The organism is Flavobacterium sp. PL12 (assembly GCF_039123485.1).
Taxonomy (GTDB): Bacteria; Bacteroidota; Bacteroidia; order Flavobacteriales; family Flavobacteriaceae; genus Flavobacterium; species Flavobacterium weaverense.
The window spans coordinates 91,896-117,853 of the sequence record NZ_JBANDI010000008.1 but is presented as its reverse complement, the minus strand read 5'-3'; the positions used below and the strand labels follow the sequence as shown (position 1 = coordinate 117,853).

The window sequence follows — 25,958 nt, the reverse complement described above, 5'->3', positions numbered from 1 at the left end:
CGATAATTCATCCACCTATTGATAGAAATTAATTTTCCTAGAAATGACTTGGCCACTTTGTAATGTCACTTTGACGATAGCGATTTGGTTAACTAAACTGATACTAGAAGTAGTAAACGTATTGGAGTTTAAAGCACTATTTTGATATACTTTTCTACCTTGAAGATCAAACACAGTAATGCTTTTAATACTTTCAACTTGAGATTTAATTTTTAATTCTCTTTTATTCTTTGATATAACAAGTTGATTATCGTCACTATCGAATGTATTATTTCCTAATGTTTTATCTGTATAGCGAAGAACAAAACGTTTATCGAAAGATCCTATTTGAGTTGTAAAAGAGTACGGAGATTGGTTCAAGTCATGCACTACATCTAACATTTTATCTTCAAGATAAATATTTTGAGTTTCGAATAATCCATCTTTTTGATCAATAGAAATATTATAAATACCAGCAATTGTAGATTTGTATCCTAACGGCACAATATCAGTTTGATCAAATGGTAAAGCGCGACCTTGAATCACTAAATTCTTATCATTATTAATACTGTAAAAATCTATAAATTCATTTCCATTAAAAGTTCCACCGTCAAAAGCATTATCGTAATCATTTGTTGCATCAGTAATATAACCGACTAAAGTTTGCTTGAAAGCGCCTTGATCATTTGACAGGTTTAACCAAACACGGTGTTTTTCTACCTCGCCTAACTTTATTTTCTTATTTTTTTTTACTTTAAAAAAAGAGGTATTCCTCTCTACAACTCTCATACTATTATTGAAAATAACCGAACCTTTATCAGTAATAGTAGTGGTGAAAAAAGCTTGACCCGAGGCGATATTGCTGTTAGGAATAGTATTGTTAGTGCCTAAATTTAGAGATTTCCTGGTACCTACTCCGCCAAGTAAATTATACACAGCATAATCATTAGAAGTATAAATATTATTTGTAATTGGAGTATTGTGCGTCCAGAAATAAAGAGTTCCGTCTATAATTTTGTTATTTGCAACTAAAAATAAATCAGCATCAATTGCCGAAGGATATGGATTTCCAATCAAATATGAACTGTCATTTTTATCAATTGGAATAAAGTATTTTCCATTATTTGGAATACCAGTAAAAGTTGCTTGATATTTTGTCGCAACAGTTGTTGAATAGTCTTGTGGTCCGCGGATGATATACCCCATTCCCTCTTTCATTATATTATTTGGGATTTCTAATTCCCAGAATCCTTTAACTGAGTTAAAAGAGAAGAATTTATCTCCCATTGTGTTAGGAGAAACATCAATTAATTTTTGATTTTTAACTGGCGAAGACCAATAGCTGTAATCATCTCTCACAATTGCAGTAGTTTGTCTTTTCAGTTGTATCACTCCAGTATTTTCTATCTCGTCATCTGATTGATACAGCGAAGCGTTATTCTCTAATAGTAAAGTTCCCAATCCTGAATACTCAAAGGTCAGTCCTAATGTTTTACTATCTTTAATTGTAACTGTTTTGCCAGCGGCGATAGTACAAGAGCACGAATTAGCAGTCGTAGCAATATCGTAATTTCCATTTAAAGTTAGCGCTTTACCTAGCGAAGGAGACCCATTATTCCAAGAAGCACCATTCCAAACAGAACTATTATTACAAAGTTTTAATCTAGCAATGCGGTGTTTTGTTATACCTGAAACCGAATTAAAATTTCCAGCAATTAACAGTTTTGCATCTGGCGTAAAGCACATATTAAATAAAGTACTATTCAAATTTACATTAAAGGAATTGTCATAAATACCATCAGCCGTTAAACGAACTATTCTCATTACAGGTTTTGAGTTATAAGTTCCATTAAAAGTACCTCCTATTAGCAATCGATTGTCTGGTTGGACTAAAATAGTTCTAACTTCTCCTTTACTAAAACCAGAACCAATAACGAAGGTAGCGTCTAAGCCACCATTGCTATTCAATCTAACAATTCTTTTTGATGATATACCATTACAGGTTAAAAATGATCCACCAACGATTATTTTAGTATCAGACTGCAAAGCCAAAGAGAAAACGTTTTTATCAAATCCAGTTCCTATTGAAAAAGTTGAATCTATACTTCCATCAGTGTGTAAACGAACCAACTTATTATGAGCATTTCCACTAAAATTTGAAAATCTTCCACCTATAAGTATCTTCCCATCAGGCTGTATCAAGATAGCCTCTACAATTCCATCAGCACCTACATTTGTAAAACTTGAATCGAGAGAGCCATTTGGCAACAACCTTACAACACCGTCAACAGTTACTCCATTAAATTTTGTGAAATTACCACCTACAATTATTCTTCCATCATCTTGAATCGCAATTGCATATACTTGAGTAGTAAATCCTAAACCAATAACAAAGGTTGGATCAATCGTTCCATCTGGAAATATTCTACAAATTCTATTGATCAATGTGCCATTGTAACTTGTAAAATTACCTACAAAAACAATTTTTCCATCTGATTGCAAAGCCGCAGCTCTAATGAGGTTGTTCGCTCCGGTTCCAGCAGAATTAAAAGATAAATCTATTGATCCATTTTCCAATAATCGCGTAATGCGTGCTACACTTTTCCCATTAAATTTACTAAAGCTACCAAATGCCATCGTTTTATTATCTGCTAAAGAGATTACTTTTAAAACAGCATTATCAAATCCTACTCCTGAAGTCAAATAACCTATTTGTAAAGCTCCATCAGAATCAATCTTAGCAAGTCTTCCCTGATTTTGAGAATCAAAAACTGAAAAAGAACCTCCGATATAAAAAGAAAGATCAGAATCTAAAGTTACTGATAAAACTGCGGCCGAAGCAGGTCCCTTACCTATATCAAATGCTGAGACTAACGTGCCGTCAGCATTTAACAACGCAAGTCTATTAACGTCTTTTCCATTATATGATGCTGAAAAAGAACCACCAACCATAATTTCACCTGAATTCACGATTTTGATAACAGAAACTGAACCATTACTAAATCCAGATCCAGATTCGAATGTAGCATCTAGTAATCCGTTCTTATCTAACCGCACTATTCTATTAATGCCTATTCCATTAAAACTTGTAAAATCTCCACCAAACACTATTTTACCATTAGCTTGAATAGCAATACTTTTAACATTATTATCAAATCCACTTCCAATACTAAATGTATTATCTACACTTCCTGAAGGGTTTAATCTTATTACTCGGTTACATGCAACACCGTTAAATAAAGTAAAATTACCGCCTATGATTATTTTTCCGTCAGATTGAACTTGCACAGTCTCAACGAGAGCATTTGGTCCCAATCCAGTTGTAAAAGATGTGTCAAGATTTCCATTCGGAAAAATCCTAGCGATTCTATTTACAGTATTGCCATTGTACTTAGAAAAACTACCCACTATGATAAAACTACCATCAATTTGCAAGGCAAAAGAATAGACTGCATTACTATTTTCAACAATGGAACTATCAAAAGTAAGGTCAAGAGAGCCATCAATATTTAATCGAAGTAAATGGTCAGCAGCAATCCCATTAAATGACGTAAAAGATCCTCCTACAAGTATTTTCCCATCAGACTGAATTAAAGAGCAATTTATTATACCATTAAAACCTGATCCAGTTATAAAACTAGGATCCTTAGAGCCATCAGGAAGTAAACGACAGAGTTTAGGTGTTATGGCACCATTAAAATTTGAGAACTCGCCACCCACGATTAATTTTCCATCTGATTGTAAAGTAACTGTTCGAACAGTTCCATCAAAACCATCACCAAGCAAACCATCATCATAAGTATTGAAAGTAGCATCTGCTTTTCCTTCTTGAGAATACGTAATATTAGTGATAAAAAAGAATAATAAAAAGACGGAGTAAAGTAGTTTTGTTTTCACCTGTTGATTAGCTTAAATTTATATCAAAAAATCTTTAACTTATTTAAGAAAGATAATTTTAATAAAAATAAATACAATCTACATTTTACACAATACCCACATTTAGGGATATTTACGATTATTTATTTAATACAATTCATACATATTATAGAATATAGAGACTTTATATAAAATCAAATAATTCCAAAAATAAAACTTTTAAAAACTCAAATTTATTTTAAAAATACTCAAAAAAAATCCCATTATGCCTTAGCACAATGGGATTTTCAATAGTTTCCAATAAGAAAGTTCTTAACTAGAAAGCGATTTTCTTAGTTATCACATTACCATTAGTTAAAGTTACTTTTACTACCCCTACTTGCTTCAATAAAGGAATTCTTGAAGAACTAAAGTCATTAGTACCTATTTTATCTTTTTCAAATACTTTCTTTCCTGATAAATCAAAAACGGTAATTCGCTCGATTGATTCTGTTTGCGATTTAATTTTTAGTTCATTTTTATCTTTAGAAATTAGCACTAAATTATCTAACTGTTCAAAGTCAGTGTTTCCTAAAGTTCGATCAGTATAACGTAAAACAAAACGATCATTAAAAGTTCCTTTTTGTGTCGTAAAACTATAAGAAGCTGTTTTTAAATCATGTATTACGTTTAGCAGTTTATCTTCTAGAAAAATATTTTGAGTTTTAAGCAGACCATCAGCATCATTAATACCAATACTAAAAGTACCAACTAATTGTGATGTGTATCCTAAAGGCACAATATCATTTTTATCAAATGGTAATGCTCTTCCTTGAATCACGAAATTTCTATTGTTATTCACACTGTAAAAATCTACATACTTATTTGCAGAAAAACTTTCACCATCATAACGATCGTCATAATCATTGGTTGCATTAGTTACGTATCCTATTAGAGTTTGTTTAAAAGCTCCTTCAGAATTACTAAGATCTAGCCAAACACGACTTTTTTCGATAGTGCTTTTCGTTTTAGCATTTGATTTAGTTCTAAAAAATTGAGCATTATTATTTAATGAAGCTCCGCCACCAACTCTCATGTCATTGTTGAAGGTAACTGATCCGGCTCCTTTACTCGTTGCAAAAAAAGCTTGACCTGATGCTATATTTCCAGATGGCGTTAGACTAACGCTAATTGATGGTTGACCAATACCTACAGCAACTCCACCAACGGAATTATAAGGAGCATAATCGTCTGAAGTGTATGCAAAAGTCCCTGAGCCTGCCTTTCCTGGATCAATACCTGAAGCTGCTTGTATAGCCGTTTTGTGTGTCCAGAAAAAGATGGTCCCCTCAATTTCATTTGAATTAAAATCTAAAAAATCCTCGGCTTTAAGAGCAGATGGATAAGGATTTCCTAACAGAACAAAGTTTCCGGTTGGACCAGTTGGTGTAGTTTTTGTACCATTATTAGGTACTCCTGTAAAAGTACTTGTTATAGTGTAAGCAGTATTATCTGCTCTTTGTCCTCTAATAGCATAGCCAACACCAAAAGCCATCACTGTAGATAAATTTGCAGGTCCCCAATAATTTGTATTAGAATCAAACGAATTCATATAGCCATAATCATATTCAGGAGAAATACTCAATTTCTGACCAGCGACAGGGGATGACCAATAGGTGTAATCAGTTTCTATTAATGAAGGTGTTGTTCTTTTATAAATTATAGGTCCTGTATTATTGTTAGTAGCAACAGCAGCTGTTTGAACTAAACTTGATTTATCTTCGAAAGTTAGAGAACCGCCACTAACTTTCAATTCGTTGGTTAAGGTCATTGTAAAGCCACTTGGTACTATAATAGTCCCAGTAGTAACCTCGCAAGAACATCCTACTAAATCTAACGCTGGCGTATTTGCACCAAAAGTATAATTACCTGAAAAAATTATTTTTTTAGTACTCGTTGGAGTGTCGTTTGACCAAGCAGAACCATTCCATGTTGTTGACGACTCATCTTTTATTACTACCGGTAAAGAAGGAGGTGAAATACAACCTGCAGCATTAGTTACAGTAAAAGTATAAGGATTACCAATTAATGTTAAACCCGTTACTTTTTTAGTAACTCCTGTTCCAAAAATATTTCCTGGATTAATTGTCCAATTACCTGCTGGCAAACCAGTCAAAGTAACACTTCCTGTTGAATTAACGCAATCAATATCTTCTATAGTGCCTACTGTAGGAGCAACCGGAGTTAAACTTGTAGCTGCTATCGTTGTTACTTTGCTAGTAGAACATCCTAGAGCATCACTATAATTAAAAGTATATGCACCAGAATCTAAACCTGTTCGATTAAGAGTTGTTGCGCCATCAGCCCAGGAAACGTTTATCACATTGATAGTAGCAAAACCCAATGATCCTGTGATTCCACGTAAATCAATTCTTTTCGAATATACTAAATTATCTAATGCGTCAAAAAGCTCTAATAGCACATCTCGCCCTCTATCACGGCAGCAATTACTATCTCGATTATAAATTACGATGTTTTTCAGGTTTTTTCCTGAGCCCAAATCAACTTTTATATTCTCACCACTAATTTCTTCTCTACTGTGCCAAAAATCATTGCTAGTATCTAAAACACCATCAATAGCTTTTTGAGGTCCATATATAGTTGGATTGTTTAGGTAGTTTGAACTAGAAATAGCTGACGCTCCGTTTGAACTTAACGCAACATTAGTGCCGCTAAACACTTCAAATGCTTGAATTTCTGCTACTTGTATAAATTCATTAATTTGCTGTGTCACCTTAATATACCTTACATTACTTAAACCTCCCGAAATTATAGGATTTATTGTAGCATCGTTTTTATCGCTACAACTTTCATCAGCTTTAGTTACTGTTATTACGGGAACTGCATTTATTTTTATAATTTTAGTGGCAGTAGTAGTTCCGCATGAACCTCCACTTGCTGTTAAGGTCAAAGTAACATTTCCTGATTCATCAGCGCCAGCGGTATATTTAGCAGTTGATGGATTATTGGCGTTTGTCCACGTACCAGTTCCTCCTGTCCATAAAGAGGCTGTTGCTCCACCTGATATAAATCCTCCCATTTGTATTGTAGTGCCCCCTTGACAAATTGGAATTAATGCTGAGCCTGCATTTGCTATCGGTTTTAAATTAACAGTAATTGCATAATTTGCAGACGCCACACCGTTTCCACAACCATTAACTCCATACACTGTTAAATTACCTGCAGTTGCAGTATCAGCAAATGTAATAGTGGGTGTTGCTGTTGTTCCATTACTAATTGTAGCTCCACTTCCTGAATATGTCCATACATAACTTACAGCATTGGAAATAACTGGCACTGAATAGGCAACGCCAGACTGCCCTTGACAAACAGTTGATGTTCCAGTGATGGCACCAGCTGTAATAGGTTTACCAACAATAACAGTAACACTATCAGATAATGTGGTCGAACAGTTATCGAAACCTACGCCATTTTTAACACTTACTAATTTATAAATAAATGTTCCAGCAGTTCCTGTAGGAGCAGTAATGTAATTTATTGATGAATTTGCAGCAATACTAACTTCATTGTTGCTTCCTCCATTTATTGTATAAATAACTTTTGCTTCATAATTTTGAGGATTAGTTATTGTAATTACAGGAGGTGCTGCACCTACACAAACTGAAGCATTACCACTTATAGTTGCACTCGTAGGTAAATCTCCTACTTGAATATTTAAAGTAGAACTACTATTACTTGTACCACAGCCATTGGATGCAGAAACAGTAAGATCTCCTTGAGTTGCCCCAGCACTGAATGCTATACTTGCTGAAAGACCATTTGCTGCAGGAGTAATTGTCCATCCCGTTGCTGTTGTAGCCCAGGTATAGCTTACAGCATTTGCTACTGCAGCAATACTGTATGTCAAGGAAGTTGTTTTACATACTTTTTGTAAACCTGTAATAGTTCCAGGAGCATTAGGTCTGCCCGCACTTGTGGTAACTGTAACGAAATTTGACACAAAATTACATCTCCCTCCATTATTTACTAATGGTTTTAAAACTCTTCTGTAATATATAACGATATTTGTTGTTGTTGCTGTTTGAGTTGGTGGCGTATAATCTTCTGAAGTTGCCCCCGATATATCCGTAAAAGCTACATTATCCGTTGAAACTTGCCATTGATAAATTGAATTTGTTCCTCCAGTACAATTACCAAACGTACTTCCGTCTAAAACACCTGGTGAAATCCCAGAACAAACATTACGTGTAGCAACACCCGCAATACTATTACCTGAACCATCAAAAGGTGTTAAACTAAAACCTACTACATTTCCTCCTATGTTCTCGTAATAATCTAAAACAATTTCACTATCCCCTTTCAAATAAATCAAATTGTTACAATACGATGTATTTCCTTGCTCTTTCCATTGATTAAAAACTAAAACATTATCTACATAGACACGCACACCATCATCGCCATTTACATTCAAAAAATAACAACCTGTTTTGGTAGAGCGCATTCTGTAACGTACCGCAAAAGTTTCTGTGTAAATATTAGTTCTATTCACCCCATCCACTAGCACTGTAAAACATTTTGTGTCACCGCCAAAATTTTCAGAAATTGTTTCAGTTGCAATGTTATAATATCCAACATAATTGGCATCTATAAAAGGAGATGTTGTAGTTGTAGGAGTTGTAGGAGAAGTTCCTCCTGGAGGAGCTGAACCGCTCCAATTGTACACATGACCAACCCACTGATCTGTACCAGAAGCTGTTTGTGAATCCTGAGTGTTTCCAACACTATTTAAAGTCAATGTTAAAGTACCACTATATTGATTAGAGCTATTAATACAACTAGCTCTTGAAAGTAAAACCTTTATTTTTCCTGACAAGGTTGACGTCCAGCTAGAAATTGACGCTCCTGTCGCTCCAGTTCCATAACCTGCAGTTCCTAAATTTGAATTGTCAGCGGCATTAAATAAAGTTAGGTTTTCTGTACCTGGAAAAACTTCTCCAACTGAAAAAGTATAGGTAAATCCTTTAACCACATTCACTACAACATATTGTCCAGCATTAACTTGTGCTGTTGTAATTGTGTTTGGATTATCAATACAAAAAGTATAATCTGATCCAACTTGAGGTGATGTTAATCCTGTGTAGGCGCATTGCGCGTAACCAAACGTAAAATTTAGTAGAAGTGAAACTGCAAGAAGTATTTTTTTATTCATGGGGCGAATTTTCAATATATTTAGTAGGCAAAGCGAAATTATTTACAAATATTCCTTAAAATTAAGAGCGCTGAAACGAGCTAACCTACAAAGATAGTCGCACTTTTAAAAGAATCAATTATCGTCGACTAAAAGCATATTTAGTCGTTAAAATGCGTAAATAATTTATTTGAAAATCACAATAACCTACACTGTTTTTCTAAAAAATTTATTTTTATAAAAAACACAGTAATGCGTTTGAAAATCAATGATGGCTTCATATCAATAAAATTGGAAATTGCATTTAGGAAATTGTATTTTTGTACAAGCGAGCAATCTTTTTTACTTAAAAACTTAGTCGTAAAACCTGCAAAATGAAAGACTTTTTCACCATAAAACAAGCCACACAAAAACTCGAACATTATTGCGCCTATCAAGATCGTTGTCATGAGGAAGTAGTTCAAAAACTGCGAACCATGAAGATGGATGCTGATGAAATTGATACTATTATAGTCCAACTTATTGCTGATAACTTCCTAAATGAAGAACGTTTTGCTTGTAGTTATGCCAGAGGTAAACACCGAATTAAACATTGGGGTAAAATCAGAATTATAAATGAATTAAAGTTTAGAAAAATCTCTGCGACAGTAATAAAAATCGCTTTAAAAGAAATTAATGATATAGAATATTTCGAAATGTTTGACGAATTAACAGAAAAGCATTGGGAAACTACCTTCGAGAAAAATGTTTTGAAAAAGCGAAAGAAATTCTGTGATTATTTTCTTCGAAAAGGCTGGGAAAATAATTTGATTTATCAGAAGGTAAAGGAGCTGGAGAATGCGTAAATTTCCGATTATAATTTAAATGCTTTAATATGTAAAAAGAAATTTCAGTGTAATAAAAAAAGACATTGCCTTGAATTAACAAAACAATGTCTTTAATAATTTAACTTCTTTAAACTCACGATTTGCTGTGACGAACTGTATAAAAAAATTTCCCAGAGATTAAACTAATTTCCACAAATTGAATCCTTTTAATCTTTGAAATCTCTGGCAAAAAAACTTTAATTACTGAGATCAATAAGGTTTAATCTATCATTAGAGTAATTTTTTTGCTATAATTACGAGCTAAATGCAAAAGCCTTGCGTTATTTAAAAGTATATTTCAATCCAAACAATAAATTACCTTTTGGCATTGGAATCAAACTACTTTCAGAATATTCAGTATTAAAAATATTATTGGCATATATTGAAAGCTCTAACTCTTGAATTTTATAAGCTGCACTTAAATCAACCACATTATAACTCACTCCCGAAGTTCTTTCCATATAGCGATAGGCAATCGAATTACTAAAATCTTTAAACCATTGCATTTGGTACGAACCAACCATTTGATGCTTCAATGAATTGATTGAATATCTTGATTCGACAGCAGCAGTTTTCTTAATTTCATCATCACTAAAAGTGTAGCCTAAATTAATTTTTTGATCTAGATTATTAAATTTAAAATTGTAATCGAATTGTGTTTCAAATCCTTTTGTATTCACATCTTGTATATTCTGTGGAGAAAAAACAAGATCTGTACTATTTACCCTTACGTAATCAATCAAATTATGCGAATCTCTATTAAAACCAACTAACGAAAGTCTAAAACGATTCGTGTTCCATCTTATTCCTACTTCCTGTGCTAAAGCATCTTCAGCTTGTAAATTTGGGTTTCCTATTGCTTGTGGCCCTATATAATATAAATCAGTATACGTTGGTACGCGATAGGTATAGCCAATATTTCCATACACGCGAACTTCATCATTTATCTTAAATCCTACATCAATTCCTGGAAACAATTTGTTATCAAAATCAGAAAAATAAGACGCTGCAATTCCTGGCGTAATATCGAATTTATCATCCATAAATTGAAAACGATGCTCTAAAAATAGTGTCGCAATTTCTCGTTGATTATCACCTAAACGATTACTACTTATAAAATACTTTGAGAATTCCAAACCAAAACCAGTGACACCAATAGAGGACGAATAAGAACCGTTCAATTCTGCGGCTACTTTATTAGTCAAGTGTAAATTTCTATATGAAGAAGGATTTTCTCTAACGTATATATATTCATCTTGATTTCTTCTCCAATATACTCTGGGTTTCCAAGTAAAATTTCCCTTTTCGATAACGGTCGAAAAGCCAACTAAAGAAGCTTGCGTTTCTTCGTATTGTCTTGTTGCCGATGGAATTCCGTAAAATCCATTCGCTCCAAATTTCTTTTCAGAATGACTAGCAATTAAATTTATCGGTAGTTTATTTTTATTAAACTGACTTTTTACAAATATGTTTACATTATCAAAATCTGTATTTTCTCTGTAGCCTTCAGAAAAATTCTTGCTAAAATGAACAATGTGACTACTATTCTCTAGATTAATTGATCCTGTGGCTTCTGCCAAAAATTGTCCATAGGAACCTGTTTGTAACTTAGTTACTACTGTGTTTTGAGGCGCATTTTTAGTAACAATATTTACAGCCCCAGAAAATGCATTTTGACCAAAAATACGCGCCGCTGGTCCTTTAATAATTTCGATTCTTTCTATAACTTCAATTGGTAAAGCTAAGTTTAGAGTGTGATGTCCTGTTTGCGCATCATCTACTTTAATTCCGTCAATCAGCAAAAGTGTTTGGTCAAAACTTCCACCTCTTATGTATAAATCGGCCTGCATTCCGTTGACACCTTGACGTCGTACGTCAACACCAGCTACTTGCTGTAATGCATCAGCGACATTTGTTACTCCTGATTTTTTTATGTCACTTGCGGTGACAATTTGAATAGTTCTAGAATTTTTGTCAAAAGGCAAATCGATTCTTGAGGAAGTCACTATAACTTCTTTTAGCGAATCTGTTTGTTGCTGGGTTTGCTGTGCTTTTGCTGCTAAAGTAAAAAGTACTAAAGAAGCCAATGCCATCGTGTTTTTCATAATTAATTTTATTGTTCATTTTTAAAACGGTGCAAAAGTCGTAACTTTCCGGACCAGTAATCTAGTCCACCTTTTAAATTATGAATAGTCCGGTTGAAGCGCTCTTAAAACAAATAATTCTATTTAAAAAAAATACATCAACAGCAGTATTTATTCAAATTTCTCATCAAATTATAGACGCCATTCAGCGCGGTTACTTAACTAAAGGAACTGCATTGCCTGGAACACGATCTCTTAGTCAATTACTACAAATCCACAGGAATACTGTAGTTGCGGTCTACGATGAATTAGCAGCGCAAGGTTGGGTAGAAATCATACCAAACAAAGGAACATTTGTTATTGTTCCAGAACAAAAAACAGCTTCAATTAAAGCTATTACTTATCCAGAAAATCAAGATAAAGAATACACTGAAAAAACAGGATTTGATTTTGAATCCTCTTTTCACTTAGCTTCTACTGTTGAAAAAAGTCAGACCAAATACACGATTAATGACGGGCAACCAGATTTAAGACTACATCCAACGCATCAATTTTCAAAGTGGTATAGTGCTACCATGAAACGAAAAGCAGTGCTTTCAAAATGGAATCAAATAGAAAACAGTAATTACTCTACTTATGAAAAGCAGTTATGTAATTATTTGAATGCTACTCGCGGCTTTCATATCGATCCTAAAAATTTAATGAGCACTAGAAGTATAGAAATGAGTTTATACATCGTTTCACAGCTTTTAGTAAAGCCTAAGGATGTGGTTTTGGTTGGGAACTGGAGCAATTTTGCAGCCAATATGATTTTTCAACAAGTTGGCGCAACTATCCGTACTGTTCCAATTGATGAAGATGGATTAGACATAGATTTTATAAGAAAGCAGTATAGCAAAAAGTCAATCCGTTGTGTATACGTGTGTGCACATCGGCATTATCCAACGACTTGGACGCTCAGTGCAAAACGAAGATTAGAACTATTAGAATTAGCGAAAGAATATGAATTTGCCATTATAGAAGACGATTTCGATTATGACTTTCAGTTTGAAGGTTCAGCAATGTTACCAATGGCAAGTTCGGACTCTAATGGTAATGTAATCTACTTAGGGAAATTAGGACAATCTTTTTTTCCTAGTTTCCAAACCGGTTTTGTAGTTGCACCAACTACTTTAATTCAAGAAGCTAAGAATTATCTACAAATGCTAGACAAACAAGGCGATGTGATTCAAGAGCAAATGCTTTCTGAATTAATTCATGAAGGCGAAATTCATCGTTTAATTAAAAAAAATATTGTCAATTACAAGCAAAGGCGTGATCGCTTGTCGCAAATGCTAGAATACTATTTTAAAGAAACAGTTCGATGGAAAACACCAAGTGGTGGATTAGCAATTTGGTTAGAATTCGAACCAAAAATATCATTAGTTCAATTAGCCGACGAATCAAGTAAAAATGATTTATCGCTACCTAAAACTATTCTCTATCAAGATAAGAACACTTGCGCCATACGATTTGGTTTTGGTCATCTAAATGAAGATGAAATTGAAATCGTAATTAACAAGTTGAAAATCGCTTATGATGTTGTTGTTGGGAAGTAAATTTTTAAAAATTAAGACATTGGTGCGTGAAATATAAAAACCACCCCACCCTACGGGCACCCCTCCAGCGGAGGGGAATAAAATAGAAGTGAAAAAGAGGTGGATTATTGCCATAAAAAAAGCCTAACGTTTCCGCTAGGCTTGAGTTTTATATTCGAAATCACTTTAGTCAACTAAAACGATAACTTTATTGTCTTTCATTTCAATTGTACCTGAATTGATAGATAATGTATAATTTTGATCATCCAGCTTTGTGAACTTAGCTGCTACTTCTTTATCGAAAGTAAAACTAGAAGCTGTAATTTTCACTTCACCTTTTTCCAAAATAGAAACAACTGGTGCGTGATTATTCAAAATTTGAAAACTTCCATTAACTCCAGGTAAGGTAACCGAAGTTACTTGTGCTGAAAATAATTTTGCTTCTGGTGAAACTATTTCTAAAATCATAATTTTTTAGTGTTTAGTGTTCAGCTTTCAGTGTTCAGTTATAAACCGAACACTAAATACCAATAACTATTTTTATGCTTCTGCTAACATTTTTTCTCCAGCTTCGATAGCTTCTTCGATAGTACCTTTAAGGTTAAAAGCTGATTCAGGTAAGTGATCTAATTCACCATCAATAATCATATTAAATCCTTTGATAGTATCTTTAATATCAACTAAAACACCTTTTAATCCTGTAAATTGCTCAGCAACGTGGAAAGGTTGTGATAAGAAACGTTGTACACGACGTGCTCTTGAAACAGATAATTTATCTTCTTCAGATAATTCTTCCATACCAAGAATCGCAATGATATCTTGAAGTTGTTTGTATTTTTGTAAAATTTCTTTAACTCTTTGAGCACAGTCATAATGCTCATCACCTAAAATTTGTGGAGTAAGGATTCTTGAAGTTGAATCCAATGGATCAACTGCAGGATAAATGCCTAACTCAGCAATTTTACGAGACAATACTGTTGTAGCATCTAAGTGAGCAAAAGTTGTAGCTGGTGCTGGATCCGTTAAATCATCCGCAGGAACGTAAACCGCTTGTACAGATGTAATAGATCCTTTATTTGTAGATGTGATACGCTCTTGCATCGCTCCCATTTCAGTTGCCAATGTTGGTTGGTAACCTACAGCAGATGGCATACGACCTAAAAGTGCCGAAACCTCAGAACCTGCTTGTGTAAAACGGAAGATATTGTCAACGAAAAACAATACATCTTTACCTTGATCGCTTCCTGCTCCATCACGGAAATATTCAGCAATAGATAATCCAGAAAGTGCTACACGAGCACGAGCTCCTGGTGGCTCATTCATTTGTCCAAAAACGAAAGTAGCTTTAGACTCTCTCATTCCTGGCATATCAACTTTAGATAAATCCCATCCTCCATTTTCCATAGAGTGCATGAATTCATCACCGTATTTTATAATTCCTGACTCTAACATCTCACGAAGTAAGTCATTCCCTTCACGTGTTCTTTCTCCTACTCCTGCGAATACTGAAAGTCCACCGTGACCTTTTGCAATATTGTTAATCAATTCCTGAATCAAAACTGTTTTACCAACACCAGCACCACCGAACAATCCAATTTTACCCCCTTTTGAGTAAGGCTCAATTAAATCAATTACTTTAATACCTGTGAATAAAACTTCAGAAGATGTAGATAAATCTTCAAAACGTGGAGCTTGACGGTGAATTGACATTCCGTTTTCGCCTGTTTTTGGTAAGTTTCCTAAACCATCAATTGCATCACCGATCACGTTGAATAAACGACCGTAAACGTCTGCACCAACTGGCATTTGGATAGGATTTCCTGTTCCAACTACTTCATAACCTCTACTCAAACCATCTGTTGAGTCCATCGAAATAGTACGGACTGTATTTTCACCGATGTGAGATTGTACTTCAAGTACTAATAAAGTACCATCTTTTTTTGTGATTTCTAACGAATCATAAATTTTTGGAAGTTCAACATCCTTACCGTTGAAAACTACGTCAACTACTGGTCCAATGATTTGGGCAACTTTTCCTATTACTTTTGACATTACTTATGTATTTATTAAATAGCTATTTAGGTTTATGAATTAGTATCAACCGAAACGTATCGATTACATGCTTTTTTCAGTTTGCAAAGATAATTTTTTAATATAAAAAATCAACATCTTTTAGGATAAAAAAACGAAAATTTAAACGATTCTTAAAAAAGAGATTTAAAACAAACGAAAGGCTATGATAGATACTAAAATTAAAAAACCACCGCGTCATTAAAACGGGTGGTTTTAGTAAAAAAAAAACAATTTATTATATTATAATGAAGCAGGGTATAAAATTCTATATAATCCTACATTCACCTTTTTAAAGTTTGAATTGTATTTTGTATTAATCGCCTCAGTAAATAGATTACCTATTATAGCATAACCTCTTGGACTCGGGTGAACCCCATCTAATGAGAACATTCCACCTGTAACAAAAGTAGATGTTGTAGTGAATCCATTATAAACAATTCCACCACTTGCCAACTGATCTGTAACTCCTTTTAATTCGACGAATGCTAAACCTTTAGCATCTGCGATTGTTTTAATTGTTAAATTATAAGCATCTGTTGCCACTTTAACTTCTGCAATTTCAGCTTTTGTTAAAACATCTTTATCCTGCATCGGGTATGTAATACCAAATTTGTTTAAAGGCGCAGGAATCCCTTGTGGAGATGAACCTATAACAGCCTGAGCAGTTAAAACCACTAAGTCATCTTTAGTAGCTTGTCTTGCTTTCCCAAAAATAACACCATAAGCAGTTGCTGTTGCTACTCCCAGATCTGCAGTAAAAGCAGCTTTTAATTGAAGAGATAAATCAGGAAGTGATTCGTCAATAATTAAAAGTGGATTCGGTGCTGTTGCAGATAATAAATTAAGACGGCCTCCAGCGCCAAACGCCGTCAAAGCTTGCTTCAAAGGTCCATACAACTGTGCATTTAAGGCCGCAATAGTTCCTTGCCCTACAGCTATATTTCCACCTCCTAAAACTGAAACAGTCAAAGGATTATAAGGAACTGTTGTAAAATAAGGTAATGCTGTTACGTAAGGTAAATTAGCTACTACACCTTTTGCGCCTTTAGCAGTCATTGCATTAACAATTGCTGTGTAAGTAGAAGCAAAAACAGTTGGGTCAGTAATATCAGTACTTCCGTAAGTCGCAGGATTAAGATTTCCTGTTTGATTTGTACCAGAACCCCCAGAAGTTGCATATCCTAAAATATCATTACCACCTATCCACAAAGAAAAGAAGGTAGCATCTTGAGCAACTGCATCAGCCACAATTGTCGTAGAAGGAGTTGAAGCAAATCTAACAAAATAAGGATTAGCTGTTCCGCCGCCTATTCCAGCAACATTTCCATAATTTGGAGCAAGTAAATGGTAACTTTTAGCACCAGGAACTCCTAAATTATTGAATGGGCCTGCTAATTTATTGGTTACTTCAGTAGTTGGCCTTCCAGATACAGGAACTGGCGCAGTTCCATTAAAAAATAATCTTGGCCCTAAAATCACATTTCCGCCTAAAAGTAATCCACCAACATTGTCAGCCATTAAAGGTGTTTTAAAATCACCTCCGCCTGCTAATGAAAATTGTTGAGCGATAACATTAGCATAAGATCCCTCTTGTGCTAATTTAAATAAAGCATTATCACTAAAACCCGCTGCATAAGAGTCACCTAATGCAACATATTTTGTAACAACAGCCGTTCCTGAAGTTAATGGCTTACCATCTGAAGAGGCGGCATCAATCATTACTTCATCATCATTATTATTACATGCTACAAATGCTAAGGAAGCAAATAGTAACCATTTGAAATTTTTTATCATTGCCTTTTGATTTTATAATTAATGATTATTACGGATTGATTGTCCAAGACGCAAAATATTGTTGTCCTATAAGCCCTGCTCCTAAAACTTGACCGTACTCTTTACCTCCAATATTTGAAGCACCTATTTTAAATGTAGATTTTAAAGATGGAAAATCATAGTTTATTTGCGCATCAACTACAGTTGCTGAAGCTATTACTCCATCAGCAAAAGAAGACTGCCATAAATACTCAGAATTCCATCTAGCACTAACATTGAATCCTAAATTAGCGATCAATTTCTCGTTGCCAATAGAAGCTTTTACGCGGTGTTTAGGTGTGTTAAAGCCTGCTTCAAAACTAGCATCTTTAGACTGGTCAAAATCAAATTGAGCGTAATTATAGTTCACACCTAATTCAAATTCTTTGTATACTTTTCTTGATAATCCAATTCCAAAACCTAAAGATTTAATTTCTAAGTCTGTATTTGTGTACAATTGAAAAGCTCTCGAGTTACCGTTTGCAAGTGCATGCAATGCTTGTTGACCGTCTGCACTAGTTAATCCACCTCCGTCTAAAGCTTTACCGTATAATGGAGTTACTACATTTAAATTACCAATGAAGTTGTTGTAGATATTGTAATACCCATTAATATCAATCGACGTTTTATTAATGAAAGAGCGATATCCTAATTCAAATGCTTTTACTTCTTCTGGTTTCACTAAATCAACGTTTGTTTTTAGTAAAAGCGCTGGGTTTCCAGCTACTGCAAATGCTGTAGCCGATGCAGCTGTAAATGAATTTTCATATGCATTAGCACCTGTGATCGTGACTGTATTTCCTTGAGCAAAAGCTTGTCCAACTGCAGTAGCAATAGGTAAAGTTTCAACAAATCTAGCTAAGTTATCTTTGGCTGAACCTAACAAAATAGCACTTCCAACATTAAAACCAATGTATTGGTCTTGAGTAGAAGGATTTCTAAAACCTGTTTGAAACGAACCTCTAAAATTATGTTTTCTGCTTTCTCCGCCTGAGTAAACTAACGATAATCTTGGCGATACGTTACCGTCAAAGTTTTGTGCTTTATCATAACGAACAGAACCTGTAAATTTCAAACGATCGTCTAATAATTTTTTCATTACTTGAGTGTACGCTCCATATTCGTCATAACGAATTGGTCCATCGCCGTCTGTGTAAATACGACCAAATGAATTCAATTCATACTGTCTGTATGATCCACCAACTTGAATTTCAGCAAACTCAATAAGATCTTTGAAATTGTAATTAGCGTCTGCGTGATAGATTTTTGAGTTATCTACTAACTTTGATCCTTTTAATACATCTGGATCATTAATAACTTGATTAAATGCATTTTTAAAAGCAGCAGTTCCAGGAATTAATCTACCTGTATCAGCTACATCTCTTGCACGGGAGTGTGCTTGAGTTGGCGTAAGTCCAGCTAATGTAGATTGAACATAAGTTCCAGCGTATTGACCAAACCATGTTTTATCATCTTTCCACTTTCTATTTACATTAATACCTGTAAATAACATGTCGTATGATTGACCACCATCTTCAGTAGTTGTATATCCTCTTAAGAAAAAGTTTTTACCTTTAAATTCGATTTTATGTTGTTGCATAAAAAAGTTGTTCAAGTAATAACGGTTTGCTCCTTGATATACAGTGTTACCAAATCCAAATTTACTTTGTACAATTACCTCTAACTTTTCATCGCCAAATGGACGGAAATGAAGTGATAAATCTATCTTAGTATTAGAAACTTTATTATCAGTTAAATCTACTTCGTTATAACCTGTTCTACTAACATTTGTGCTAGGCAATAAGTTAACTGCAGATGCTGGAATTAATCCTTGGGCTGCTAACGCTGAACCAACACCTTTTAGGTTAGTTGCTACCTCATCACCATACACGTTTATTCCATCATAGTTGATAGTTCCTCTATCAATACCTTGACGAGTTTTATCATCATAATTTACTGCATTCCATTCTGTACCTCTCATGTAAGCGAAGTTTGCTTTACCTGCAAAGTATTTATTGAAAGCTTTACCCATTCGAACACCATAATCCACATAATCATTTGTTCCTGCAGCTTTCTGGCTTGTTTGTCCAAATTTTGCATATGCTCTAATTCCTTCGCTTGTAAAGGGACTTTTACTAGTCATGAACAAAATTCCGTTAAAAGCATTAGCACCGTATAAAGCAGAAGATGCTCCAGGTAACAACTCAACACTTTGAACATCGATTTCAGAAACTCCAATTAGATTTCCTAACACAAAATTCAATAATGGAGATGAATTATCCATTCCATCAACTAATTGCATAAATCGAGTATTTGCTACCGAAGCAAAACCACGAGTATTTATCGATTTAAAAGACATACTTGAAGTGTTCATTTGCACTTCTTTCAAGTTTTCTAATCCATCGTAAAACGAAGGAGAAGCTGTTTTTTTAATCTCAGCAATTCCCATTCTTTCAATAGTTACAGGTGATTCTAAAACTCTTTCAGGAGTTCTTGACGCTGAAACTACGATTTCATTCAACAATGTTTCTTCATCAACCAATTTCACAGATACTTTTTGGCTATTTGAGGTAACAGAAATTTTCTGAGACTCGTAACCCACGCTTGTAACGCTAATCGTATACGGTGGCTTTCTAGAAGATTGCAACATAAAAGTTCCATCAACATCGGTAACCGTACTGGCGCTTTCACCAACAATCATTACGTTGGCTCCAGGAATAGGTTGGTTGCTACTGTCTGTAACAATACCTGAAATTGAATTTTGAGCGAAGGTTATCCCGCAAAAAAACAATGACAAAAAAAGTAAATACACTCTCATTTGGTTAAAATTTGTTGGTTTATGAAGCCAAAGTACAATTATTTTTGACATTATTAAAAAACAGCTTTAAATATTTCATATTCAGCAGTTATTTTGCCTCATTTGTGCATATCCTACAATTCAAAATTATAATTTTATATTCTTAAATATGTCAAAATATCAAAAAATAACTATGCATGCATACGATTTATGAACATATATCAAAAAACTAATTAATAACTAGATATTTGATAAAAGTGCACTTATTTGAATAATTAACATACATTTCTCTTTTCGAATGGTAAAGTTTGTTTTCATATCATAATTCATAACAGGCCATAAAAAAAGCCTCGAGAAATTTCGCGAGGCTTTTTTATGATAATCTAAAACTGAACTTATTCTACAGTAACTGATTTTGCTAGATTACGTGGTTGATCCACATTACATCCGCGCATTACAGCAATATGATAGGATAAAAGCTGTAAAGGAATTGTAGTAATTAATGGTGATAAAGCATCTGATGTTTCAGGGATTTCAATAATGTAATCCGCTAATTCACGTACTTGTGTATCTCCTTTAGTAACAACTGCAATAATCTTTCCGCTTCTAGATTTTATTTCTTGAATATTACTTACGATTTTATCGTAATGTCCTTGCTTAGGTGCAATAACGATAACTGGCATATGTTCGTCAATCAATGCAATAGGACCGTGCTTCATTTCTGCAGCAGGATATCCTTCAGCATGAATATATGAAATTTCTTTTAATTTTAAAGCACCTTCTAAAGCTACTGGAAAATTATATCCTCTACCTAAATAAAGACAATTTGGTGCATCTTTAAAAACTGCAGCAATTTCTTTAGCTCTTTCATTTGTTTCCAAAGCTTCTTTCACTTTCTCAGGAATAATCTCTAATTCTTGTAGATAAGAATGAAACACAGAATTTGACAACGTTCCTTTGGCTTTAGCCAAACGTAAAGCAATCATAGTCAAAACTGTAATTTGAGTTGTAAATGCCTTTGTCGAAGCAACACCAATTTCTGGTCCTGCATGTGTATAAGCACCTGCATGTGTTTCTCTAGAAATAGAAGAACCTACTACATTACAAACTCCAAAAACGAAAGCTCCGTTTTCTTTCGCTAGTTTTATTGCGGCCATCGTATCAGCTGTTTCCCCTGATTGAGAAATAGCGATCACAACGTCTTTTCTATTTATAATTGGATTTCTATATCTAAATTCAGAAGCGTATTCAACTTCAACAGGAATTCTTGCAAATTCTTCAAATATATATTCAGCTACTAAACCAGCATGCCATGAAGTTCCACACGCAACAATAATAATACGTTCCGCGTTTAAAAACTTTTCTAAGTTATCTTCAATACCTGCCATTTGGATCAAACCTTCATTAGCATGAAGTCGTCCGCGGTACGTATCTTTTATAACGCTAGGTTGCTCATAAATCTCTTTCAACATAAAGTGATCGTATCCTCCTTTTTCAATTTGCTCCAAATTCATTTGAAGTTCTTGAATTGTAGGGTTAACCAAAGTATCGTCTTGAATTTTACGAACTTTCATTTCTTTATGTAATCTAATATTTGCCATTTCACCGTCTTCTAGATATACAGCATTAGATGTATATTCTATAAATGGTGATGCATCAGAAGCAATAAAAAACTCTCCTTCACCAATACCAATTGCAAGCGGACTACCTAAACGTGCTGCTACAATTTCGTTTGGATTTTTTTTATCAAAAACGGCAATTGCATAAGCACCTACAACTTGGTTTAACGCTACTTGCACTGCTTTACCTAACTTTAGGTTATCTTTCTTTTGAACTTCTTCAATAAGATTTACTAAAACTTCAGTATCAGTATCGGAATGAAAAACATAACCTCTACTTTTCAACTCTGCTTTTAAAGGAGCATAGTTCTCAATAATTCCATTATGGATAATTGCTAAATCACCTGAATTTGAAATGTGTGGATGCGAATTCACATCGTTTGGAACACCATGTGTTGCCCAACGAGTATGTCCAATTCCTATAGTTCCATTAAGCGTAATTTCTTTTTCAGCTCTTTCTTCAAGATCTGTAACTTTACCTTTAGCTTTAGCAACTTTCATATTTTGGCCATCGTACAGCATTACTCCTGCACTATCATAACCTCTATATTCTAATCTTTTTAATCCTTTTATTACTATAGGATATGCTTCCCTATATCCAATGTATCCAACGATTCCGCACATAAATTTGGTTTAATTTGGTTTTGTAAAATAAATCTCTAGTTTTAATCTCTTATCCGCTGGTACGGTAGATTTTCCGCTGTATAAAATAGTTCCTAAAGGATTCATCACTGAAGCTTTTGGCGCTTGGGTTATAAAAGCATTTGGAGTTTTAACTTTGTATGAATTGATTTTCTCAATATCTTCAGTAACTACCAGACCTAATTTTACATTAGTAGAATCTTTATTGTTGATAAGATTTCTAATTTGGTTTGTTATTCTAATTTTATAAGTAGCTCCTCTTTTTGTGGTAGCATCTTTTTTAATCATACCATCAAACAAGGCTTTTGAATTCTTTGGGCTAGTGCTGCTTGAAGTAGGATCTAATGTGTAATCCACAACTAAACGACTATTTGTATAGTCATAAAGATAAATTCTTTGCGGCTCATAACTACTTGACATTGCAGCAGCATCAATATGGAAAACTAAATTAGCTTCGTTAACTAATAGTTTTTTACCACCGGCAGGGTTTCTTAAATCATCTAGTTCATCTGAAACACCATTTGGACCTGCAGTTACAACACCATTAGCATCGTATCCTTTTACATCTGTCTTATCAAATAATTGCAAGATTGCTACAGAACCCTGACCACCTTTTAAGAATAATTTATCATCTCCATCTGCACTGTTTCCAGTGCTAGGCAAAGCGTTATATGTCATACCGGTAGCGCTGTAATCATTTTTCAATAAGTTTACAGAATTTCCAGCCATGTCTAATACTAATGTTTTTTTCTCTCTTGTAGGAGCAGTTCCAGTTGCTGATGCAACATCCTCTTTGTATACAATAGTTATTTTACCAGCTTTAAAATTAAGCATTGCTAAATTTCCAGCAGCACCAGCTGACTTTTCCATTTTGAAATAAAGTCCTCTAAAATAATTTTTGAAAACATCGTTAGACGCTAGTTTACCAGAATTTGCTGCATCAAGAATTCTAGTTTTAAAATAACCTTTATTCAAATTCAACTGCATTCCTGGCGGAGTATATTTTGTGCTTTTTACAGATGTTATCGAATCAGCTGTTACTACAACATGCTCTGATGGGCTAAAGAAAAACTCATCATTTTGTGACTTATCCGAACTATCGTTTAAAGGCGAACCAACTTTTAGACTATTAAACTCTGTATCTTGATCTGTGAAATATTTCTGTTGTTGTTTGAATGATTCAAGAGGATCAGCATCTCTCATGAAATAACCAGATTCATATACACTTAGTTTCATTTTTGCCATCTCTGGACCATAAATTGAATCTAAAACGTAAGTGTGACTGCCATCTGCATTTGTCTTAGTTTTTGTATCATCCGTAAAATAAGGGATTGTCAAAGTAACACTTTCCACAAAAGGTCTAGCACCTACAGCACTAACAAATGTTGGTAAACTTAACTGAGTATTGAAATTTGCAGTGGTTTCACCAAAATTAGTACTACTATAAATACCTAGCGCATTAACTTCAAGATTGTTGGACTGAATAGGTCCTGTTTTTTGGTTGTAACCAAGAACACTATAAGATGCTTTATTGAGATCAAAGTTATTTCCTCCAATTAAATTTCCACCGATCTCATTGTAATCTTTATCACAAGAAGAAAAAATTACAACAGTAGCAACTAGAAGAATTTTCTTAAAAAAAGAATTATTGTACATATTTATTAAAAAAGTTTAATTTAAAGAACTTCGTTTCTGTAGAAATTGGTATACGCTTCCGCGAATACATCTTTCGGGGCGAAAGGTAAAAAAGGTTTTCCTGAAGATTCTATAAATTTTGTTAAACTTGAAGGGAGGTTTTCTGACGCAATAATCACAGCATCAGAATGATTGATGGTTGCTTTTATGATATTTTCATAGTTAGGTGTTTCTAAATCTGCGATAGCATCTACAGGAACTCCATCAAACTTAACTTTATTAATCATTCCCTTATTCAAAGTCCCTTCAAATGAAGGAGCATAAACAGATGTAACGATTTTTGTTTCAGAGAATAAAGCTTCATTTTTATAAAAATGCTTCATGTAAATAGGTAACATAGCAGCCATCCATCCGTGAACATGAATAATATCAGGAACCCAGTTCAGTTTTTTAACGGTTTCAACGACACCTTTTGCAAAGAATATAGCGCGTTCATCGTTATCAGGAAACATTACACCCTCTTCATCAGTGAATGTAGCTTTCCTTTTAAAATATTCATCATTGTCAATGAAATAAACTTGAATCCTCTCTTTTGGGATAGAAGCAACTTTGATAATCAATGGCATATCAAGGTCATTTACAACCAAATTCATACCTGAAAGTCTAATTACTTCATGTAATTGATGTCTTCTCTCGTTAATATTTCCATACCTAGGCATAAAAATTCGAATCTGTCCGCCTTGGTCATTGATCATTTTAGGAACGTCGTAAGACATTAAAGAAACCTCGTTTTCAGCGAGATAAGGCACCACTTCAGATGATACGTATAATATCCTCTTATCTTTCATATTGTAATTTACTTAATTTATTGGCAATAAAAACCATGCAAAATTACAAAAATTTATGCAGTTATTAACAAAAATAGTAAGTTTGCAGTTAATTTTAATAATACTGCCATGCCTATTTTCTACGGAAAAGCATCTTTAATGGAACATCTTAAATCCATAAAAACAGCCCAATCAACAATTGGATTTGTTCCCACTATGGGTGCTTTGCATCAGGGTCATTTGGCTTTAATGCAAAAATCCTTATCAGAAAATGACACTACTGTGGTCAGTATATTTGTAAATCCTACGCAATTTAATAATGCTGAGGATTTAGCTAAATATCCTAGAACGCTCGAAGCAGATGTTAAAAAACTGGACAATTTAGACCCGAAAATTGTTTTATACGCGCCTTCTGTAGATGATATTTATGAAGGAAACGTAGAATCACAAAGCTTTAATTTTGATGGCTTAGAAAACCAAATGGAAGGCAAGTTTAGACCTGGACATTTTGATGGTGTTGGTACGATTGTTAAGCGACTTTTTGAAATTGTAGAGCCAACAAACGCTTATTTTGGAGAAAAAGATTTCCAACAATTACAAATTGTAAAGAAAATGGTTTCTAAAAATGGATTGAAAGTAAACATCATTGGATGTCCTATTCATAGAGAATCCAATCATCTTGCTATGAGTTCGAGAAACGAAAGATTATCAGTAAATGAAAGAAATGAAGCAGCAATTATATTCCAAATATTAAGCACTGTAAAAGAAAAATTCCCAAAAGAGAGTACAGCGAAGATTTCAGAATGGGTTCAGAAAAATTTAGAAAAAAATCCTAATTTTGCTTTAGAATATTTCACTATAGCTGATGAAGCAACTTTACTGTCCTGTTCTAGAAAAGACAAGAATAAAAAATATCGTGCTTTTATTGCGGTATTAATTAACAATATTCGTCTGATTGATACTATTTCATTAAATTAATTTAC

13 protein-coding genes are annotated in these 25,958 nt (G+C 34.0%); 3 read left to right on the top strand and 10 right to left on the bottom strand.

Going from position 1 to position 25,958, the window contains the following annotated elements:
• Window positions 1–15: 15 nt before the first annotated feature.
• Entirely contained in the window at window positions 16–3,876 is a 3,861-nt protein-coding gene (locus RCH19_RS05775) for a T9SS sorting signal type C domain-containing protein (RefSeq protein ID WP_343022413.1), read from the bottom strand.
• Between the two features lie 295 nt (window positions 3,877–4,171).
• Complete coding sequence (locus RCH19_RS05770) at window positions 4,172–9,064, bottom strand: T9SS sorting signal type C domain-containing protein (RefSeq protein ID WP_343022412.1); 4,893 nt, start codon at window positions 9,062–9,064, stop codon at window positions 4,172–4,174.
• 353 nt (window positions 9,065–9,417) lie between these two features.
• On the opposite strand from RCH19_RS05770, the gene RCH19_RS05765 reads away from it, so the two are divergent.
• Entirely contained in the window at window positions 9,418–9,888 is a 471-nt protein-coding gene (locus RCH19_RS05765) for a RecX family transcriptional regulator (protein WP_343022411.1), read from the top strand.
• Between the two features lie 302 nt (window positions 9,889–10,190).
• Here the strand turns inward: RCH19_RS05765 and RCH19_RS05760 are convergent, their stop codons facing one another.
• Window positions 10,191–12,014, bottom strand: a complete 1,824-nt coding sequence (locus RCH19_RS05760) for a TonB-dependent receptor (RefSeq protein ID WP_343022410.1) — start codon at window positions 12,012–12,014, stop codon at window positions 10,191–10,193.
• A gap of 80 nt (window positions 12,015–12,094) precedes the next feature.
• On the opposite strand from RCH19_RS05760, the gene RCH19_RS05755 reads away from it, so the two are divergent.
• Window positions 12,095–13,591, top strand: a complete 1,497-nt coding sequence (locus tag RCH19_RS05755; RefSeq protein WP_343022409.1) for a PLP-dependent aminotransferase family protein — start codon at window positions 12,095–12,097, stop codon at window positions 13,589–13,591.
• A 165-nt stretch (window positions 13,592–13,756) separates the two neighbouring features.
• Here the strand turns inward: RCH19_RS05755 and RCH19_RS05750 are convergent, their stop codons facing one another.
• From RCH19_RS05750 to RCH19_RS05720, 7 genes are all read right to left on the bottom strand, one after another.
• On the bottom strand, window positions 13,757–14,038 hold the full coding sequence (locus RCH19_RS05750; RefSeq protein WP_121924600.1) for a F0F1 ATP synthase subunit epsilon: 282 nt from the start codon (window positions 14,036–14,038) through the stop codon (window positions 13,757–13,759).
• Between the two features lie 72 nt (window positions 14,039–14,110).
• Window positions 14,111–15,622 carry a F0F1 ATP synthase subunit beta gene (atpD, locus tag RCH19_RS05745; RefSeq protein WP_121924601.1) on the bottom strand — a complete coding sequence of 504 codons (1,512 nt, stop codon included), beginning with the start codon at window positions 15,620–15,622 and terminating at the stop codon, window positions 14,111–14,113.
• 261 nt (window positions 15,623–15,883) lie between these two features.
• The gene (locus tag RCH19_RS05740; RefSeq protein WP_343022408.1) at window positions 15,884–17,437 is read right to left on the bottom strand and encodes a G-D-S-L family lipolytic protein; all 1,554 of its coding nucleotides are present in this window, start codon (window positions 17,435–17,437) and stop codon (window positions 15,884–15,886) included.
• A 28-nt stretch (window positions 17,438–17,465) separates the two neighbouring features.
• Entirely contained in the window at window positions 17,466–20,273 is a 2,808-nt protein-coding gene (locus RCH19_RS05735) for a TonB-dependent receptor (protein ID WP_343022422.1), read from the bottom strand.
• A 374-nt stretch (window positions 20,274–20,647) separates the two neighbouring features.
• The gene (gene glmS / locus RCH19_RS05730; RefSeq protein ID WP_121924603.1) at window positions 20,648–22,495 is read right to left on the bottom strand and encodes a glutamine--fructose-6-phosphate transaminase (isomerizing); all 1,848 of its coding nucleotides are present in this window, start codon (window positions 22,493–22,495) and stop codon (window positions 20,648–20,650) included.
• 9 nt (window positions 22,496–22,504) lie between these two features.
• The gene (locus tag RCH19_RS05725; RefSeq protein ID WP_343022407.1) at window positions 22,505–24,169 is read right to left on the bottom strand and encodes a DUF4270 domain-containing protein; all 1,665 of its coding nucleotides are present in this window, start codon (window positions 24,167–24,169) and stop codon (window positions 22,505–22,507) included.
• A gap of 20 nt (window positions 24,170–24,189) precedes the next feature.
• The gene (locus RCH19_RS05720; protein ID WP_343022406.1) at window positions 24,190–24,996 is read right to left on the bottom strand and encodes a glycogen/starch synthase; all 807 of its coding nucleotides are present in this window, start codon (window positions 24,994–24,996) and stop codon (window positions 24,190–24,192) included.
• Window positions 24,997–25,104: 108 nt separating this feature from the next.
• On the opposite strand from RCH19_RS05720, the gene panC reads away from it, so the two are divergent.
• A complete protein-coding gene (gene panC, locus RCH19_RS05715) occupies window positions 25,105–25,953 on the top strand; it encodes a pantoate--beta-alanine ligase (RefSeq protein WP_343022405.1) in 849 nt (282 codons plus the stop codon).
• The last annotated feature ends 5 nt before the right edge of the window (window positions 25,954–25,958 follow it).